At 68.2% G+C, this 17638-nt stretch carries 13 protein-coding genes; all 13 read left to right on the top strand.

Annotated elements, in window-relative coordinates:
- The first annotated feature begins 234 nt into the window (after window positions 1–234).
- The 13 genes from ACZ4D5_RS29170 (at window position 235) to ACZ4D5_RS29230 (ending at window position 17633) form a co-directional block, all read left to right on the top strand.
- Window positions 235–1875, top strand: coding sequence for an eCIS core domain-containing protein (locus ACZ4D5_RS29170; RefSeq protein ID WP_467775419.1), 1641 nt, complete (start codon window positions 235–237; stop codon window positions 1873–1875).
- A gap of 325 nt (window positions 1876–2200) precedes the next feature.
- Window positions 2201–3634: an N-acetylglucosamine/diacetylchitobiose ABC transporter substrate-binding protein gene (gene ngcE, locus ACZ4D5_RS29175; protein ID WP_467775420.1), complete on the top strand. Its 1434-nt coding sequence runs from the start codon at window positions 2201–2203 to the stop codon at window positions 3632–3634.
- A 19-nt stretch (window positions 3635–3653) separates the two neighbouring features.
- Window positions 3654–4706 (top strand): carbohydrate ABC transporter permease, encoded by a 1053-nt coding sequence (locus tag ACZ4D5_RS29180; protein ID WP_467775421.1) that lies wholly within the window; start codon window positions 3654–3656, stop codon window positions 4704–4706.
- 21 nt (window positions 4707–4727) lie between these two features.
- Window positions 4728–5618 (top strand): carbohydrate ABC transporter permease, encoded by an 891-nt coding sequence (locus ACZ4D5_RS29185; RefSeq protein ID WP_467775422.1) that lies wholly within the window; start codon window positions 4728–4730, stop codon window positions 5616–5618.
- Between the two features lie 191 nt (window positions 5619–5809).
- Window positions 5810–7030, top strand: coding sequence for an extracellular solute-binding protein (locus ACZ4D5_RS29190; RefSeq protein ID WP_467775423.1), 1221 nt, complete (start codon window positions 5810–5812; stop codon window positions 7028–7030).
- Window positions 7031–7090: 60 nt separating this feature from the next.
- A complete protein-coding gene (locus ACZ4D5_RS29195) occupies window positions 7091–8038 on the top strand; it encodes a carbohydrate ABC transporter permease (RefSeq protein ID WP_467775424.1) in 948 nt (315 codons plus the stop codon).
- Window positions 8038–8916, top strand: coding sequence for a carbohydrate ABC transporter permease (locus tag ACZ4D5_RS29200; protein ID WP_467775425.1), 879 nt, complete (start codon window positions 8038–8040; stop codon window positions 8914–8916). The genes ACZ4D5_RS29195 and ACZ4D5_RS29200 overlap by 1 nt, the downstream gene beginning before the upstream one ends.
- Before the next feature lie 195 nt (window positions 8917–9111).
- Window positions 9112–10311 carry an ROK family transcriptional regulator gene (locus tag ACZ4D5_RS29205; RefSeq protein WP_362334652.1) on the top strand — a complete coding sequence of 400 codons (1200 nt, stop codon included), beginning with the start codon at window positions 9112–9114 and terminating at the stop codon, window positions 10309–10311.
- 122 nt (window positions 10312–10433) lie between these two features.
- Window positions 10434–11531, top strand: a complete 1098-nt coding sequence (locus tag ACZ4D5_RS29210) for a substrate-binding domain-containing protein (protein WP_467775426.1) — start codon at window positions 10434–10436, stop codon at window positions 11529–11531.
- Between the two features lie 190 nt (window positions 11532–11721).
- Window positions 11722–12522, top strand: a complete 801-nt coding sequence (locus ACZ4D5_RS29215) for an ATP-binding cassette domain-containing protein (RefSeq protein WP_467775427.1) — start codon at window positions 11722–11724, stop codon at window positions 12520–12522.
- Window positions 12519–13817 (top strand): sugar ABC transporter permease, encoded by a 1299-nt coding sequence (locus tag ACZ4D5_RS29220; RefSeq protein WP_467775428.1) that lies wholly within the window; start codon window positions 12519–12521, stop codon window positions 13815–13817. Before ACZ4D5_RS29215 ends, ACZ4D5_RS29220 begins: the two co-directional genes overlap by 4 nt.
- 244 nt (window positions 13818–14061) lie before the next feature.
- Window positions 14062–15993, top strand: a complete 1932-nt coding sequence (gene dxs / locus ACZ4D5_RS29225) for a 1-deoxy-D-xylulose-5-phosphate synthase (protein ID WP_467775429.1) — start codon at window positions 14062–14064, stop codon at window positions 15991–15993.
- Window positions 15994–16064: 71 nt separating this feature from the next.
- Window positions 16065–17633: an amino acid permease gene (locus ACZ4D5_RS29230; protein ID WP_467775430.1), complete on the top strand. Its 1569-nt coding sequence runs from the start codon at window positions 16065–16067 to the stop codon at window positions 17631–17633.
- The last annotated feature ends 5 nt before the right edge of the window (window positions 17634–17638 follow it).

Consider the following 17638-nt stretch of genomic DNA (forward strand, 5'->3'; position numbering starts at 1 on the left):
TGAGTGGTGTCAAGGCTGTTGGAGGGGGATCCGATGGTGTAGAGGGAGGTGGCACCGGGGGAGAGGTGCCCCGCGCACCCGTGTCCGTACGGGCACGCGCGTTGCCTTCGCGAACGCCGGATGCTGCCCTCCCGTACCCGTCGTGATCGTCCGACGCTACCCTCCGGGCCCTGTCCTCGCGTGAGGGAACCCGGTATGCAGGAAAGGTCATTCGCTCCCCGTGGAAGAGGGTCCATGCGCGCTGAAGGCAACGTCCAACGACCGGCGTCCGAGAAGGAGGGCCGTGCGCCGGACCGCAGGCCCTCCGCCGGTCCGGCCGCCGGCGCCGGGACCCCGCGATCCGCGCTTCTCGCCCTGCAGGGCACCGCGGGCAACGCCGCCGTCCTCCAGATGCTCCGCACGGCCGGCCACCCCGGCGCCCGGGACGGTGAGCGGGAGCGGCATCAGCACGGCCCCGGGTGCGGCCACGGGCAGGCCGAGCCGCCGCAGGTGCAGCGCTCCGCCGTCCACGACGTGCTGCGCTCGCCGGGCCGGGCGCTCGACGCCTCCGTACGCGGTGACATGGAGGCCCGCCTCGGCGCGGACTTCTCCGACGTACGCCTCCACACCGACGCCGCCGCGAAGGCCTCGGCGGCGGAGGTCGGCGCCCGTGCCTACACCTCGGGCAGCCATGTCGTCATCGGCGAGGGCGGCAACGACCGGCACACCCTCGCCCATGAGTTGACCCACGTCATCCAGCAGCGCCAGGGCCCGGTCGCGGGCACCGACAACGGCGCGGGCCTGAGCGTCTCCGACCCCTCCGACCGGTTCGAGCGCGAGGCGGAGGCCAACGCCACGCGGGTGCTCTCGGGTCCCGCGCCGGACGGACCCGTGACGGCTCAGCGGTCCGCGGCCACGTCGAGCCCGGCGTCACCCGCCGTGCAGCGGCGGGAGGACAACCCCTACGCCAAGGCGTCCGACCAGGACGGGTGGACGACGACCGCGCACCACATCGTGGCCCACTCGACGCTGACCAACTCCCTCGGCAGGCTGAGCGAGGAGCAGCAGATGGACGTCCTCACCGCCGCGATTCCCTCCACGCTCACCGAGCAGATGCTCACCAACCTCAAGGTGCTGGTGCCGGCCGCCGAGAACACCCCCGCGTACCGCAAGGACCTGCGCAGGCGGCTGGCCGACAAGTCGGTCCCGAACTCCGCGACCGAGCGCGGGATCTCCTTCCAGGACATCCGCCACTCCTTCTACGAGTGGCAGGCGGGCAACCAGTTCATCGGCCCCAACACCTCGCTGCGGGCGGAGCCCTCGGCGAGCGGCGACGACATCGACACGGACGGCAAGTACTTCACCTCGCTCAGCGACAAGGACTTCGGCAAGCTCACCGAGCTCGGGGCGAACCTCAAGAAGCGGGGCATCGAGAGCGACGAGACCGTCAGGACCCTCAAGGAGATCCTGGCCCTCACCAAGAACGAGAAGGTCGCCGACTTCGACCCCGCCAAGTGGACCGAGGTGGGCGACGGCATGACGGTTGATCAGCTCGCCGCGGACGCGAAGCTGAGGCGGGAGCACATCACCAAGTACACCTTCTTCAAGCTCCCGGTCGCCGCCGTCAGGAACCGCGAGTACCGCGACTTCCTGGCCGCCGAGACCGGTGGCGGGTACACGTACTACGACAAGGCGTTGTCCCAGACCCAGGCCCAGACCCGGGGCGACTTCGTCTACATCCCGTACACGACGACGGAGGTGGCTCCGCCCAAGGAGGGCAAGCAGGCCAGGCCCCGCCAGTCGCTCTTCGATTACTGCGTGACCAAGAAGGTGCCCACGTCCACCTTCCTGCCGAGGGGTCTGTACAACCCGTCCCGCAAGCCGATGAGGAAGTGACCGCCGGTCCCCGCCGCTGATCGGTCGTGCGGGGTCGTGCGGGAAAGTCCATGGAAACCGGCGCGAAAGTCCACGCGTTCGTACGGGGATGTGCGAGAGGTTTCGAGGGGGAACGCCGCAGGTCTCAACTCGGACAAGCCTGCAGACCAAACCTGTATTCGATCTTGCCCACCTGATGGCGAGTGGACTATACCTGTCGGCGTCCGCACGGCCGTTCGGCCGGTCGCGGGCCCGGTTTCACCGCACGACCCCAGCTTCACACCACCGCGGTGCCGGGGAGGGTCCGGTTCACCGCCTGAGTCCTGGAGAAGGCGAGGACTTGAGCATGGGATCCACCAGCGTCAACCGTCGTGATGTCATGAAGCGGGCGGCAGCCGCCGGTCTGCTCGCGGTGCCCGCCGTCGGGGCGCTCACCTCCTGCGCCAGCGGGGGCGGCGAGGACAACAAGGCCGAGAAGGGCAAGAAGTCCAAGAAGAACCCGCTCGGTGTGAAGCAGGACGCGGCCCTGTCCGTCTACATCTTCAACGGCGGATACGGCGACAAGTACGCCCAGTTCGTCACCGACATGTACGCCGAGAAGTACCCCGAGGCCGATCCGGGCCAGAAGGCCACCACGAAGATCGCCACCCAGGTGCAGCCGAAGATCGTCCGTGGCAACCCCACGGCGGACGTCGTCAACAACTCCGGCGCCGACCTGATGAACATCGGCAAGCTCGTGCACAACAAGCAGGTCGCCGACCTCGGCGAGGTGCTCGACGCGCCCTCGTGGGACGACCCGGACGTGACGGTGCGCGAGACCCTCGTCCCCGTCGTCGAGCAGATGGGCCGCTTCGGCGGCGAGGAGTGCTACCAGCTCAACATCACGCTGACGGTGTACGGCAACTGGTACTCCAAGAAGCTCCTGGAGGACGGCCTGGACTCCGCGTACCCGAAGACCTGGGACGAGATGCTCGCGGTCTGCAAGAAGGCCAAGGCCAAGGGCATCCACGGCTGGAGTTACCCGGGCGGCCACCCGCGGTACATGTTCTTCAGCATGTACGCGATGTTCGCCCAGCGCGGCGGCCGCGACGTCACCACGGCGATGGACTACCTGGAGCCGGACGCCTGGAAGCACGACGCGGTCAAGGACGTCTTCGAGGCCTGGGAGGAACTGGTCGCCAAGAAGTACGTGCTGACCGGCTTCGACGGCACCGAGGCGCACACCGAGATGCAGACCGCGTGGACGAAGGAGGGCAAGTGCCTCTTCGTGCCCAACGGTTCGTGGGTGGAGAACGAGGCCAAGGACACCACGCCCAAGGACTTCGCGATGACGGTCGGCGCGACCCCGTCACTCGACAAGGACGACAAGCTGCCGTTCGGCACCCTCTACGCCCCGGCCGGTGAGCCCTTCATCGTCCCCGCCAGGGCCAGGAACCGGCAGGGCGGCCTGGAGTGGATGCGGATGATGTACAGCAAGGAAGCCGCCCGCAACCTCTTCGAGGAGGTCGGCTCGATGCCCGTCGTCAAGGGCGCCATCGACGGGGTGAAGCTGCCCTCGGGCACCGCGAGCGCCCAGGCGGCGATCGAGGCGGCCGGCGAGAACGTCGTCATCCCCCAGTTCGTCGACTGGTACAACGAGCTGTTCCGCGAGGACTTCAACAACATGATCCACAAGTTCATGATGGGTCAGATCGGCACCAAGCAGGCGATGGACGCCATGCAGAAGGCCACCGACCGGATCAAGAACGACCCCGACATCACCAAGGTCAAGAAGGCCTGAACCGGAGCGTCGTGACGTCGTGAGCACCAAGACCCGGGTGGAGGGACCTCCGCCCTCGAAGACCATGTCCGGCCGGAAGCGGGACGAACCCGCCCCGCCAGGGCGACTGTTGCTCGCGGCGGCAGTGCTCCTGCCGCCGCGGTTCACCCCCGAACGGGTGCGGTACGACCGCAGATACCGCACGCTCGACAAGTACCGCTTCATCGTCGGCTTCCTGGCCGTGCCGCTAGCGTTTTACTCGCTGTTCGTCATCTCGCCCTTCCTGCAGGCGATTTACTACTCGTTCACCGACTGGTCCGGCGGTCCGGTCGCGAACTTCATCGGGTTCGACAACTACCGGAAGATGTGGAACGACGAGAGGTTCTGGGACTCCCTGGAGGTCAGCGCCCTCCTGCTCGTCATCGCCCCGCTCGTCACCCTCGTGCTCGGCGTCTTCTTCGCCTACATGATCACCTCGGGCGGCCGGCACCGCAGGGGCCAGGCCATCGCGGGCATCGCGGGGTCGTCCTTCTACAAGGTCGTCTACTTCTTCCCGCAGGTCCTGTCCGTCGCCATCATCGCGGTCGTGTGGGGACGCGTCTTCAACACCAACAGCGGCCTGATCAACGGCGGTCTGGACAAGATCGGCGTGGACGGCCCCGCCTGGCTGGGCGGCGACCACACCCTCGGCCTGATCTCCCTGCTCACCGTGATCAGTTGGAGCTTCGTCGGCTTCTACGTGGTGCTGTTCTCCGCGGCGATGGGCTCGATCCCCAAGGACATCTACGAGGCGGCGCTCCTGGACGGGGCGGGCCGCACCCGCACCTTCTTCGGCGTCACGCTCCCGCTGATCTGGGACACGGTGCGCACCGGCTGGATCTACATGGGCATCCAGGCGCTCGACACCTTCGCGATCTGCCTCGTCATGGTGCCTCCGCACGTACTGAAGGTCACCCCGGTCTTCCTTTACGAACGGTTCCGTGACGGCCAGTACGGCTACGCCACGTCCATCGGCGTCGTCCTCCTCGTCCTCAGCATGCTGTTCTCCCTGATCGTCATGCGGGTCGGGAATCGCGACCGGATCGAATACTGAGACCGCGGGAGCCACTGCATCATGACCTCGACCACCGCCGCCGCGCCCCGCCCCGAGACCGCCGCGTCCGGCCGCCAGAAGGAGACGGGCGGCACGCTCAACGTCTTCTCGCACGCCTTCCTCGTCCTGTGGGTGATCCTCGCCGCGGGACCCCTGATCTGGGTCGCGCTCACCGCGTTCCGCCCCTCGGCCGAGATCCTCAGCGACCCGATGGGCTGGCCCGCCTCCTTCCACTGGGAGAACTTCACCAACGCGTGGAACAAGGCCAACATCGGCCAGTACACCCTCAACTCACTGATCATCCTGGCGGGTTCGCTGACCGGCACCATGCTGCTCGGCTCGATGGCGGCCTACGTCATCGCCCGCTTCACCTTCCCGGGCAACCGGGTCGTCTTCATGCTGTTCGCGGGCGGCATGATGTTCCCCGTCATCCTGGCGCTCGTCCCGCTCTTCGCGGTCATGGAGAACTTCGGCCTCCTCGACACCCGGCCGGGCCTGATGATCGCGTACATCGCGTACTCGCTGCCCTTCACGACCTTCTTCCTGACCTCCTTCTTCCGCACGCTGCCGACCGGTGTGCAGGAGGCGGCGATGGTCGACGGGGCCTCGCACACCCGCACCTTCTTCCAGATCATGCTGCCGATGGCCAAGCCGGGCCTGGTCAGCATCGGCATCTTCAACTTCCTCGGCCAGTGGAACCAGTACCTGCTCCCGCTGCTGCTCAACAACGAGGACGAGAAGAGCTACGTGCTGCCGCAGGGCCTCGCCTCGCTGGCGGTCTCGCAGGGGTACCGCGGCGACTGGGGCGCGCTCTTCGCGGGCCTGACGATCGCCATGCTGCCGGTGCTCGTCGTGTACGCGGTCTTCCAGCGACAGGTACAGGCCGGTCTGACCGCGGGAGCCATCAAGTGACCTGGTGGAGAAGGTGATTTCAGCTTGGCCACGAAAGTGGTCTACGCCTGTCGAGGCAAAACGGGCCGTGAGTAGTGTCGGCGCCACGGCGCTGCGGGGGGCGACTGTACGCGCTCGAGTCGACACCGATGTCGAAGGGTTGAACAGCAATGAGGAATCGAATAGTCGCCACCGGTGCGGCAACGCTCTGTATGGCGCTGGGACTTGCCGCCTGCAGCGGGGACGGCGACAGCGGTGACGGCAAGACCATCAAGCTCGTGGCGGCCGACTACGGCGACAAGGCCTCCAACGCCTCCAAGGTGTACTGGGCGGAGGTCAAGAAGGAATTCGAGAAGGCCAACAAGGGCTACAAGGTCGATGTCCAGGTCATCAACTGGAACGACATCGACAAGCAGGTCAAGAACATGATCCAGGCGGGCAACGAGCCCGACCTGCTGCAGACCGGCGGTTACGCGGACAAGGTCGCGGACGACCTGCTCTACAAGGCGGACGAGGTGATGTCCGCCAAGACGCGCGAGAACCTCATCCCCTCCTTCGCCAAGGCAGGCGAGGTCGACGGCACCCAGTACGGCATCCCGTGGGTCTCCTCCAGCCGCGTGATGTTCTACAACAAGGACGTCTTCAAGAAGGCGGGCATCAAGACCCCGCCGAAGACGTGGGACGAACTCGCCGACGCCGCGAAGAAGATCAAGGACAAGAAGGCCGCGGACACCCCCTACGCCCTGCCGCTCGGCCCCGAGGAGACCCAGGGCGAGTCGATGATGTGGGAGCTCGGCAACGGCGGCGGCTACACCGACGCCGACGGCAAGTACACCATCGACAGCGCCAAGAACGTCGAGACCTTCGAGTGGCTCAAGGCCAACCTGGTCAAGCCCGGCCTCACCTACGCCAACCCGGCCTCCACCGACCGCAAGACGGCCTTCGCGGACTTCGCGGCCGGCAAGGTCGGCATGCTCAACGGCCACCCGAGCCTGATCCAGATGGCCAAGGAGGGCAAGGTCGACTACGGCGTCGTGCCCATCCCCGGCAGGGAGGGCCCGCTGGAGAGCACCCTCGGCGTGGCCGACTGGATGATGGCGTTCAAGGACGGCGGCGCGGAGAAGGAGGGCGTGAAGAAGTTCCTGGACTTCACGTACTCCAAGAAGATGCTGGCGTTCGACGAGATGTACAACCTGATGCCCGTCACCCAGGACGCGCTCAAGGAGATGCAGACCAACGGCAAGCACAAGGACCTGGAGCCGTTCTTCGAGGTCCTGCCGAACGCCAAGTTCTACCCGCTGGGCGACACCTCCTGGGACGTCGTCTCCGCCGAGATGAAGAAGACCGGCGGCAAGGCCGTCTCCGACGACCCGAAGCAGGTTCTCGGCGACCTCCAGAAGAAGGCGGAGTCGGCGGCGGCCGAGGCCAAGTAGGCCGCGCCGCAACCCAGTTCGCCCCGTTCACCCAGTACGCCCAGTTCGCAAGGAGTCCTTGTGTCGCTGAAGGCCCCTCCGTCCCCGGCCGATTCGGGCCGGGGACGGGGCGGGCGCGCACCCGGGCCGGTGAGCCGCCGCACCGGCATCGCCCGGCTCGGCCCGCTGCCCTGGATAGCGCCCGTCATCCTGCTGATCCTCGCCGTGGTCGTCTGGCCCGTCATCGAGCTGATCCGCACCTCGTTCCTCAACATCTCCATCGCCGGCAAGGTGCGCGGCAGCGCCGGGACCGACAAGTTCGAGAAGCTCTTCGAGGAGAGCGACTTCGGCTCCGTCCTGCTCTGGACCGTGGTGTGGACGGTCGTCGTGGTCGGCGTCACGATGCTGCTCTCGCTGGCCCTCGCCCAGCTGTTCAACCAGAAGTTCCCCGGCCGCCGCATCACCCGCTGGGCACTGATCGCCCCCTGGGCGGCGTCCGTCCTGATGACCGCCATCGGCTTCAAGTGGATGCTCAACCAGACCGCGGGCGTGCTCAACACGCTGATGCTCGACCTCGGTCTGATCGACGGGTCCAAGGACTGGCTGGGCAAGCCGGAGACCGCCTGGCCGTGGATGATGGCGGTCGCCGTCTTCGTCTCCCTGCCCTTCACCACGTACACGCTGCTCGCCGGGCTCCAGACCATCCCCCGGGACGTCTACGAGGCCTCGCGGATCGACGGTGCGGGCCCCTGGCAGACGTACCGCCACATCACGCTGCCGATGCTGCGGCCCGCGTTCCTCGTGGGCGTGGTGATCAACCTCATCAACGTCTTCAACTCCTTCCCGATCATCTGGGCCATGACCCAGGGCGGTCCGGGCTACGACACCTCCACGTCGATGGTGTTCATGTACAAGCTGAAGGAGACCGACATCGGTGAGTCCGCGGCCATGTCGGTCGTCAACTTCCTGATGGTCGTGGTGCTCGTGCTGATCTTCCTGAAGGTCAGCCGGTGGAACGAGGAGGACTGATGGCCACCGCGACGGCGACCCGCCCGGCGCCGCAGAAGGGCCGCGGCTCCCGGCCCAGGCGCACCTTCCGGCCGCGCACGCTGGTCATCACGGCCTGCGCCTGGCTCCTTGCGGCGGTCTTCCTCGCGCCGTACCTGGAGATGATCGTCACCGCGCTCCGCCCCAAGGAGGAGCTGCGGGACCGCACCTACCTGCCCCAGAACCTGGAGTGGGCGAACTTCGTCGACGTATGGAAGGAGTCGGAGCTCGGCCAGAACCTGCAGGTGACGCTGCTGGTGGCGGGCGGCGCGACGCTGCTGGTCCTGCTGGTCTCGCTCCCGGCGGCCTACTACACGGCGCGCATGCGCTACCGGGGCCGCAAGCTGTTCCTCCTGCTCGTCCTCGTCACGCAGATGTTCCAGCCCACGGCGCTCCTTGTCGGCCTGTACCGGGAGTTCCACCAGCTGGACATGCTCAACTCGGTCTGGACGCTGATCCTGACCAACGCGGCGTTCAACCTCGCCTTCGCGGTCTGGATCCTGACGGCCTACATCAGCTCGATCCCGCCGGAGCTGGAGGAGGCCGCGATGGTGGACGGCACGAGCCGCTTCGGCGCCATGATCAAGGTGACGCTCCCGCTGGCGCTGCCGGGCGTGGTGACGGCCGTGATCTTCACGTTCATCACGGCCTGGAACGAGTTCGTGATGGGCCTCACCCTCACCACGGAGCCGGACAAGCAGCCGCTGACGGTCGGCATCAACAACTTCATCGGTAACTACACGGTGCAGTGGAACTACCTGTTCGCGGCGTCGGTGGTCGCCATCGTCCCTGTCATCGTGCTGTTCGCCTTCATCGAGAGGCACGTGGTGTCGGGGCTCACGGCGGGGTCGGTGAAGTAGGGAGGGCATCGTGTGGGCCGGGGCGCCAGGGGCAAGCGGAACGCTGCCCGCCGCGCCCCGGCCCTTTCCGTGCTCCCGTCGACTGTTTTTCAGTCAAGGACTTGACTGCGCGAACCCGTTCATCGGAGCTTGGAGTTCACAACTTGTACGGGCGGCTGAGTGCCGTACGTCATACGGCAAAGGGTGGATGAGTCAATGGAGACTCCGGGGTCGCAGTCCTCTCTGCACCGGGCCAATCTGGAGCGGGTCGTGCGCGCGGTGCGGCTCGCCGGATCGCTCACGCAGGCGGAGATCGCGAGGGCGACGGGCCTGTCGGCCGCGACGGTCTCCAACATCGTCCGGGAGTTGAAGGACGGCGGGACCGTCGAGGTCACGCCCACCTCGGCGGGCGGCAGGCGGGCCCGCAGCGTCTCGCTCAGCGGGGACGCGGGCATCGTCATCGGCGTCGACTTCGGCCACACGCACCTGCGCGTGGCCGTGGGGAACCTCGCCCACCAGGTGCTGGCGGAGGAGGCCGAGCCGCTGGACGTCGACGCGTCCGCCGCGCAGGGCTTCGACCGGGCCGAGCAGCTGGTCAGCAGGCTGATCGCGGCCACGGGCGTCGACCCCACGAAGATCGCGGGCGTCGGGCTCGGCGTGCCGGGGCCCATCGACGTGGAGTCCGGGACCCTCGGCTCGACGTCGATCCTGCCGGGCTGGACCGGCACCAAGCCGGCCGAGGAGCTGGGGGCCCGCCTCGGCGTCCCCGTGCACGTCGACAACGACGCGAACCTCGGCGCGCTCGGCGAGCTGGTCTGGGGGAGCGGCCGGGGCGTCAAGGACCTCGCGTACATCAAGGTCGCCAGCGGTGTCGGCGCCGGGCTCGTGATCAGCGGGCGGATCTACCGGGGGCCCGGCGGCACCGCGGGCGAGATCGGGCACATCACGCTCGACGAGTCGGGGCCCGTCTGCCGCTGCGGCAACCGCGGCTGCCTGGAGACCTTCACCGCCGCCCGCTACGTCCTGCCGCTGCTCCAGTCCAGCCACGGCACGGATCTGACCATGGAGCGCGTGGTGGGCCTCGCGCGCGACGGCGACCCGGGGTGCCGCCGGGTGATCGCGGACGTCGGGCGGCACATCGGCAGCGGCGTCGCGAATCTCTGCAACCTCCTCAACCCCTCCCGCGTCGTCCTCGGCGGCGACCTCGCGGAGGCCGGTGAGCTGGTGCTCGGCCCGATCAGGGAGTCGGTCGGGCGGTACGCGATCCCGAGCGCGGCGCGTCAACTGTCCGTACTTCCCGGGGCACTTGGGGGACGGGCCGAGGTGCTCGGCGCGCTGGCCCTCGCGCTCAGCGAGATGGGGGATTCGACCCTTTTGGACGGAACGCTGCCCGCGAGCGCCCCTGCCTTCACTTAGATAACGCATGGCACCGTTGTCATCTCGTTAAGGATTTACTCCTTGACGCTGGTGTGGCGGCCGAGTTGACTTCGAGCCACCTCGGCCGCAACGACGCGGCCTCGTCAGGGAGGCACCCCACCATGAACGCAATGACGCGTCGCGTCGTCATAGGCACGGCCGCGGTTTCGATGGCACTCGCCATGACCGCGTGCGGCAAGGCCGGAGACGGCGACGGAGAAAAGGGCGGCGGCGACAACAAGACCATCGGTCTGCTGCTCCCCGAGAACAAGACGACCCGGTACGAGACCTTCGACCGCCCCATCATGGAGGCGAAGATCAAGGAACTCTGCTCGGACTGCGAGGTCAAGTACAACAACGCCGGTCAGGACATCGAGACCCAGAAGAAGCAGTTCGAGGCCCTCATCACGCAGGGCGTCAAGGTGATCATTCTCGACGCGGTCGACTACAAGTCCACCAAGTCCTGGGTCAAGCAGGCGGACGCCAAGGGTGTGAAGGTCGTGGCCTACGACCGCCTCGCCGAGGGCCCCCTCGCCGCCTACGTGAGCTACGACAACGAGAAGATCGGCCGCCTGCAGGGCGGCGCCATGGTCAAGGCGCTCGGTGCCAAGGCCAAGGACGCCAACGTCGTCATGATCAACGGCTCGCCGACCGACCCGAACGCCCCCTTCTTCAAGAAGGGCGCCCACTCGGTGCTCGACAAGAAGGTCAAGAACATCGCGTACGAGCAGGACATCCCGGACTGGTCGCCCGACGAGGCGAACCGCAAGATGTCCTCCGCGATCGACAAGCTCGGCAAGGACGGCATCCAGGGCGTCTACGCCGCCAACGACGGCATGGCGGGCGGCGTGATCACCGCGCTCAAGCAGCGCGGCATCAAGGTCCCCGTCGGTGGCCAGGACGCCGAACTCGCGGGCGTGCAGCGCCTGTTGAGCGGCGACCAGGACTACACGATCTACAAGGAGATCAAGCCGGAGGCCCAGACCACCGCCGAGATCGCCGTCCGCCTGCTCCAGGACAAGGCCATCGACGACGTCACCGACCAGAAGGTCGACTCGCTCAGCGGTGACTTCAAGGACATCCCCGCCAAGCTGTACGACGCCCAGGCGATCACCAAGGACGAGGTCGCCGACACGATCGTCAAGGACAAGGTCTACAAGGTCAGCGAGATCTGCACGGCCCAGTACAAGAAGGCGTGCGACGCGGCGGGTATCAAGTAACTCCCGCTTGCGGTAAAGCCGTTCGTACGAAGTGAGTTCCGCGGGGCGTGAGAGCGCTCCCCGGGCGTACGTGCGACGGACTCCAGTACCGGTCCGGTGCCCGCCCCACAAACCGCCCCGCAATCGGAGGGGCGGGCACCGGCCCTGCCCTTGACGCACCACCATCCCCGCCGGTCAGGCGGCGAAGGAGATGATTCACGTGTCCGCTACGCCCGTGCTGGCGTTGCGCGGGGTCTCCAAGCGGTTCGGCGCCGTCCAGGCGCTCACGGACGTAGACCTCGACATCCACACCGGTGAGGTGGTCGCCCTGGTCGGCGACAACGGCGCCGGAAAGTCCACCCTCGTCAAGACGATCTCGGGTGTTCACCCGATCGACGACGGCACCATCGAGTGGGAGGGCAGGGGGGTCCGCATCGGACGCCCGCACGACGCCCAGAACCTCGGCGTCGCCACCGTCTACCAGGACCTCGCGCTCTGCGACAACCTCGACGTCGTCGCCAACCTTTTCCTCGGCAGCGAGCTGAAGAGCGCCTCCGTCCTCGACGAGATCAAGATGGAGAAGCGGGCCAGGGAGCTCCTGGACACCCTCTCCATCCGCATCCCCAGCGTCCGCATCCCGGTCGCGGCGCTCTCCGGCGGCCAGCGCCAGGTCGTCGCCATCGCCCGCGCGCTGGTCGGCGACCCCAAGGTCGTCATCCTCGACGAGCCCACCGCGGCCCTCGGCGTCGAGCAGACCGCGCAGGTCCTCGACCTGGTGGAGCGCCTGCGCGAGCGCGGCCACGGAGTGATCCTCATCAGCCACAACATGGCCGACGTGAAGGCCGTCGCGGACAAGGTCGCGGTGCTGCGGCTCGGCCGCAACAACGGCGTCTTCTCCGTCGCCGACACCACGAACGAAGAGATCATCGCCGCCATCACCGGCGCCACGGACAACGCCGTCACCCGCCGCAAGGCGCGCACGGCCACGGTGACGAAGGAGGACGCCAGGTGAGCGACCTCGCCAAGACCCCGAAGTCCGCAACAAACGCCCCGGCCGCCGAGGAGTCGGCGGCGCCCGTCCCGGCCGTCGACCCGCGCCTGCTCGTCCGCGAGGAGGGCCTGGCCGGCTACTGGACCGAGTTCAAGCGCAAGATGCGCGGCGGCGAGCTCGGCTCGCTGCCCGTCGTCATCGGCCTGATCGTCATCGCGATCATCTTCCAGGCGAAGAACGACCACTTCCTGGACGCGAGCAGCCTCGCGAACATCGCCGTCTTCACCTCCGGCCTCGGCATCATGGCCGTCGGCATCGTCTTCGTCCTGCTGCTCGGCGAGATCGACCTCTCGGTCGGCTCCGTGGCCGGCATGGGCGCGGCGGTCTGGGCGGTGCTGAGCGTCACGCACGGCCTCAACGACTGGCTCGCGGTGTTCATCGCCATCGCGTCCGGCCTGGTCATCGGCGCCGTCCACGGCTTCTTCTTCGCCAAGATCGGCGTGCCCGCCTTCGTGGTCACCCTCGCGGGCTTCCTCGGCTGGAGCGGTCTGCAGATCTGGCTGATGGGCGGCGAGGGGAGCATCAACACTCCCGAAGGCAGCGTCGTCGAGGACCTGACCGGTCACTTCTTCGCCGAGAAGGCCGCCGCGTACGGTCTCGCGGCCGTCGCGATCATCGCGTACGCGGGATCCCTGCTGCTCGACAGCAGGCGCCGCAAGGCCGCCGGGCTGCCCTCGCGCCCGGTCAGCGAGATCGTGCTGCGCACCGTCGTCGTCGCCGTCCTCGCGGGCGGCGCGGCGTACGAGCTGAACGAGCCCGTCGGCGCCCGTGGCCTGCCGCTGGCCCTGGTGCTCTTCCTCGCCGTCCTGGTCGTCGCGGACTTCGTGGCGCGGCGCACCACCTTCGGCCGCCAGGTCTTCGCGGTCGGCGGCAACGCGGAGGCCGCGCGGCGGGCCGGCATCAGCGTGGACCGGGTCCGCATCACCGTCTTCGCCATATCCGGCATGCTCGCCGCCTTCGGCGGTCTCTTCATCGCGAGCCAGTCCGGTGGCGCGACGAAGAGCCTGGGCGGCGGCAACACGCTGATGATGGTGATCGCGGCGGCGGTCATCGGCGGCACGAGCCTCTTCGGCGGGCGGGGCAAGGTGTGGTCCGCGCTGCTGGGGATGCTCGTGATCCAGTCGATTCAGCAGGGGCTGAACCTGCTGGGGATGGCGAGTGAGATTCAGTACATGATCACTGGGGCGGTGCTGCTGGCCGCGGTGGTCATCGACTCTGTTTCGCGGCGTACGCAGAAGTCGGCGGGGCGGGCGTAGGCGCTCCGCTGGTTGGGCCGCTCGTCGTCTGCGGGTCCGTTCGGGCTGGTCGCGCAGTTCCCCGCGCCCCTTGAGGGGCGCGGCTGATGCACCGCGAGGGGAACAATTGTGCCCCTTGCGGTGCATCTGTTCGTGTGACCGGGAAATTGCCTCCCGGACGCGGGGCCCGGTGACGGAACATTAGACTCGACAGACCCGGCAATGCTCGAACAGCACATGTCAGCTCTACTGCAAGGAGGCACGGGTGCCGCTGCTGACCCGCATCACGGGACCGCGCGATCTGGACCGGCTCAGCGCCGAGGAGCTGAACCAGCTGGCCGGCGAGATCCGCGGCTTCCTCGTCGACGCAGTCTCCAAGACAGGCGGCCACCTCGGCCCCAACCTCGGCGTGGTCGAGCTCACCATCGCCCTGCACCGCGTCTTCGAGTCGCCCCAGGACAAGGTTCTCTTCGACACCGGCCACCAGAGCTACGTGCACAAGCTGCTCACCGGCCGCCAGGACTTCGGCAAGCTGCGGGGCAAGGGCGGCCTCTCCGGCTACCCCTCGCGCGCCGAGTCCGAGCACGACGTGATCGAGAACAGCCACGCCTCCACGGTCCTCGGCTGGGCCGACGGCCTGGCCAAGGCCAACCAGGTGCGCGGCAAGGACGACCACGTCGTCGCCGTCATCGGTGACGGCGCCCTGACCGGCGGCATGGCCTGGGAGGCGCTGAACAACATCGCGGCCGCCAAGGACCGCCCGCTGGTGATCGTCGTCAACGACAACGAGCGCTCCTACGCCCCCACGATCGGCGGTCTCGCCAACCACCTGGCGACGCTGCGCACCACCGACGGGTACGAACGGTTCCTGGCCCGCGGGAAGGACATCCTGGAGCGCACGCCGGTCGTCGGCAAGCCGCTCTACGAAACCCTGCACGGCGCCAAGAAGGGCCTGAAGGACTTCATCGCCCCGCAGGGCATGTTCGAGGACCTCGGGCTCAAGTACGTCGGCCCGATCGACGGCCACGACATCGAGGCCCTGGAGTCCGCCCTGCAGCGCGCCAAGCGCTTCGGCGGCCCGGTCATCGTGCACTGCCTCACCGAGAAGGGCCGCGGCTACAAGCCCGCCGAGGAGGACGAGGCCGACCACTTCCACGGCATCGGCCCGATCCACCCCGACACCGGCCTGCCCGTCGCGGCGGGCGGCATGGACTGGACGTCCGTGTTCGGCGAGGAGATGGTCAAGCTCGGCCGGGAGCGCGAGGACATCGTCGCGATCACCGCCGCCATGCTGCAGCCGGTCGGCCTGGAGAAGTTCTCCAAGGAGTTCCCCGAGCGGGTCTACGACGTCGGCATCGCCGAGCAGCACGCGGCCGTCTCGGCGGCGGGCCTGGCCACCGGCGGTCTGCACCCCGTCTTCGCGGTGTACGCGACCTTCCTCAACCGCGCCTTCGACCAGCTCCTGATGGACGTGGCCCTGCACAAGTGCGGCGTCACCTTCGTCCTGGACCGCGCGGGCGTCACCGGCACCGACGGCGCCTCGCACAACGGCATGTGGGACATGTCGATCCTGCAGTGCGTGCCGACCGTGCGGATCGCCGCCCCGCGCGACGCCGACCAGGTCCGACTGCAGCTGCGCGAGGCCGTCGAGGTCGACGACGCCCCGACCGTCGTGCGCTACTCCAAGGGCGCGGTCGGCCCCGCGGTCAAGGCCGTCGGCAAGGTCGGCGGCATGGACGTGCTCCGCAAGCCCGGAGTCAACCGGCCCGACGTGCTGCTCGTCTCCGTCGGCGCGCTCGCGCCCATGTGCCTGGAGATCGCCGACCTGCTCGACAAGCAGGGCATCTCCACGACCGTCGTCGACCCCCGCTGGGTCAAGCCGGTCGACGAGGCCATGGCGCCGCTCGCCGAGCAGCACCGCGTCGTCGTCACCGTCGAGGACAACTCCCGCGCGGGCGGCGTCGGTTCGGCGATCGCCCAGGCCCTGCGCGACGCGGGCGTCGACGTGCCGCTGCGCGACTTCGGCATCCCGCCGCGCTTCCTCGACCACGCCTCCCGCAAGGAGATCATGGCCGAGATCGGTCTGACCGCGCCGGACATCGCTCGCCAGGTGACAGGTCTGGTCGCCAAGCTGGACGGCAGGTTCGAGCGCTCCGCCGCGGCCGCGGTGGACTCCGTGGAGCCCGCCCGCGACTGACGTCAACCCGCACCGCCGAAGGGCCGGTCTCCACACCCTGTACGGGTGGTGGGACCGGCCCATTCGCGTGAATGGGCCCGTGCCGGGGCTTACGCGGTACTCGGCCTCTCGATCATGTCGGGGACGACAACGTGGGAGGTACGCCCGTGAGCAGCACCCTCTTCAGGACGAAGAGCGTCGAGCAGTCCATCAGGGACACCGAGGAGCCGGAGCACGCGCTCAAGAAGTCGCTGTCCGCACTCGACCTCACGGTCTTCGGCGTCGGCGTCATCATCGGCACCGGCATCTTCGTCCTGACCGGGAAGATCGCCAAGGAGACCGCGGGGCCCTCGGTCGCGCTGGCCTTCGTCGTCGCGGGCCTCGTCTGCGGCCTCGCGGCGCTCTGTTACGCCGAGTTCGCGTCCACGGTGCCGGTGGCCGGATCCGCGTACACCTTCTCGTACGCCTCACTCGGTGAGTTCCCGGCCTGGATCATCGGCTGGGACCTGATCCTTGAACTGGCGCTCGGCTGCGCCGTGGTCGCCGTCGGCTGGTCCGGGTATCTGCGCTCCCTGCTGGACACCGCGGGGATGCATCTGCCGCAGGCGCTGAGCGGGACGCACGACGGGCAGTTCGGCTTCGACCTCCTCGCCTGTCTGCTCGTGCTCGTCCTGACCGGCATCCTCGTCGCCGGGATGAAGCTCTCCTCGCGGGTCACCAGCGTGATCGTGGCCGTCAAGGTCACCGTGGTGCTCCTGGTCATCGTCGTCGGCGCCTTCTTCATCACCGGTGCCAATTACGACCCGTTCATCCCGCCCACCGAGCACGTCGAGGGCGGCGGCGGCATCACCGCGCCGCTGGTCCAGCTGATCTTCGGGTTCACGCCCTCCAACTTCGGCGTGATGGGCATCTTCACCGCCGCGGCCGTCGTCTTCTTCGCCTTCATCGGCTTCGACATCGTCGCGACCGCCGCCGAGGAGACCCACAACCCGCAGCGCGACGTGCCCCGCGGCATCCTCGGCTCGCTCTTCATCTGCACGATCCTGTACGTCGCCGTCTCCGTCGTCGTCACGGGCATGCAGAAGTACACCGAGCTCTCCACGGACGCGCCGCTCGCGGACGCCTTCAAGGCCGTCGGGCACCCCTTCTGGGCGGGCCTGATCAGCTTCGGCGCGGCCGTCGGTCTCACCTCGGTCTGCATGATCCTGCTGCTCGGCCAGACCCGCGTCTTCTTCGCGATGAGCCGCGACGGACTCCTGCCGCTGACCTTCTCCAAGGTCCACCCCAAGTTCGGCACGCCCTACCGCTCGACGATCCTGCTCGGCGGCGTCGTGGCGGTCGTCGCGGGCTTCACGTCCATCGACGAACTCGCCGAACTGGTCAACATCGGCACGCTGTTCGCCTTCGTCGTGGTCGCCCTCGGCGTCATCCTGCTCCGCAGGCAGCGCCCCGACCTGCCGCGCGCCTTCCGCACGCCGCTGGTGCCGCTCGTCCCGATCCTGTCGGTCCTCGCCTCGCTGTGGCTGATGCTGAACCTGCCGGCGGAGACCTGGCTGCGGTTCGGCGTGTGGATGGTGCTCGGCGTCGTCATCTACTTCGCGTACGGGCGCTCGCACAGCAGGCTGCTGCAGCGGGACCCGAACGCGGGTGACGCACTGTAGCCGTC

This window comes from Streptomyces sp. NPDC025651 (assembly GCF_055558735.1).

Coding starts and splice junctions, on each gene's coding strand:
- ACZ4D5_RS29190 (WP_467775423.1), top strand. CDS start 5,810: ATGGCGCTGGGACTTGCCGCCTGCAGCGGGGACGGCGACAGCGGTGAC.
- ACZ4D5_RS29185 (WP_467775422.1), top strand. CDS start 4,728: ATGACCTCGACCACCGCCGCCGCGCCCCGCCCCGAGACCGCCGCGTCC.
- ACZ4D5_RS29200 (WP_467775425.1), top strand. CDS start 8,038: ATGGCCACCGCGACGGCGACCCGCCCGGCGCCGCAGAAGGGCCGCGGC.
- ACZ4D5_RS29170 (WP_467775419.1), top strand. CDS start 235: ATGCGCGCTGAAGGCAACGTCCAACGACCGGCGTCCGAGAAGGAGGGC.
- ACZ4D5_RS29230 (WP_467775430.1), top strand. CDS start 16,065: ATGGGCCCGTGCCGGGGCTTACGCGGTACTCGGCCTCTCGATCATGTC.
- ACZ4D5_RS29205 (WP_362334652.1), top strand. CDS start 9,112: ATGGAGACTCCGGGGTCGCAGTCCTCTCTGCACCGGGCCAATCTGGAG.
- ngcE (WP_467775420.1), top strand. CDS start 2,201: ATGGGATCCACCAGCGTCAACCGTCGTGATGTCATGAAGCGGGCGGCA.
- ACZ4D5_RS29210 (WP_467775426.1), top strand. CDS start 10,434: ATGAACGCAATGACGCGTCGCGTCGTCATAGGCACGGCCGCGGTTTCG.
- ACZ4D5_RS29215 (WP_467775427.1), top strand. CDS start 11,722: ATGATTCACGTGTCCGCTACGCCCGTGCTGGCGTTGCGCGGGGTCTCC.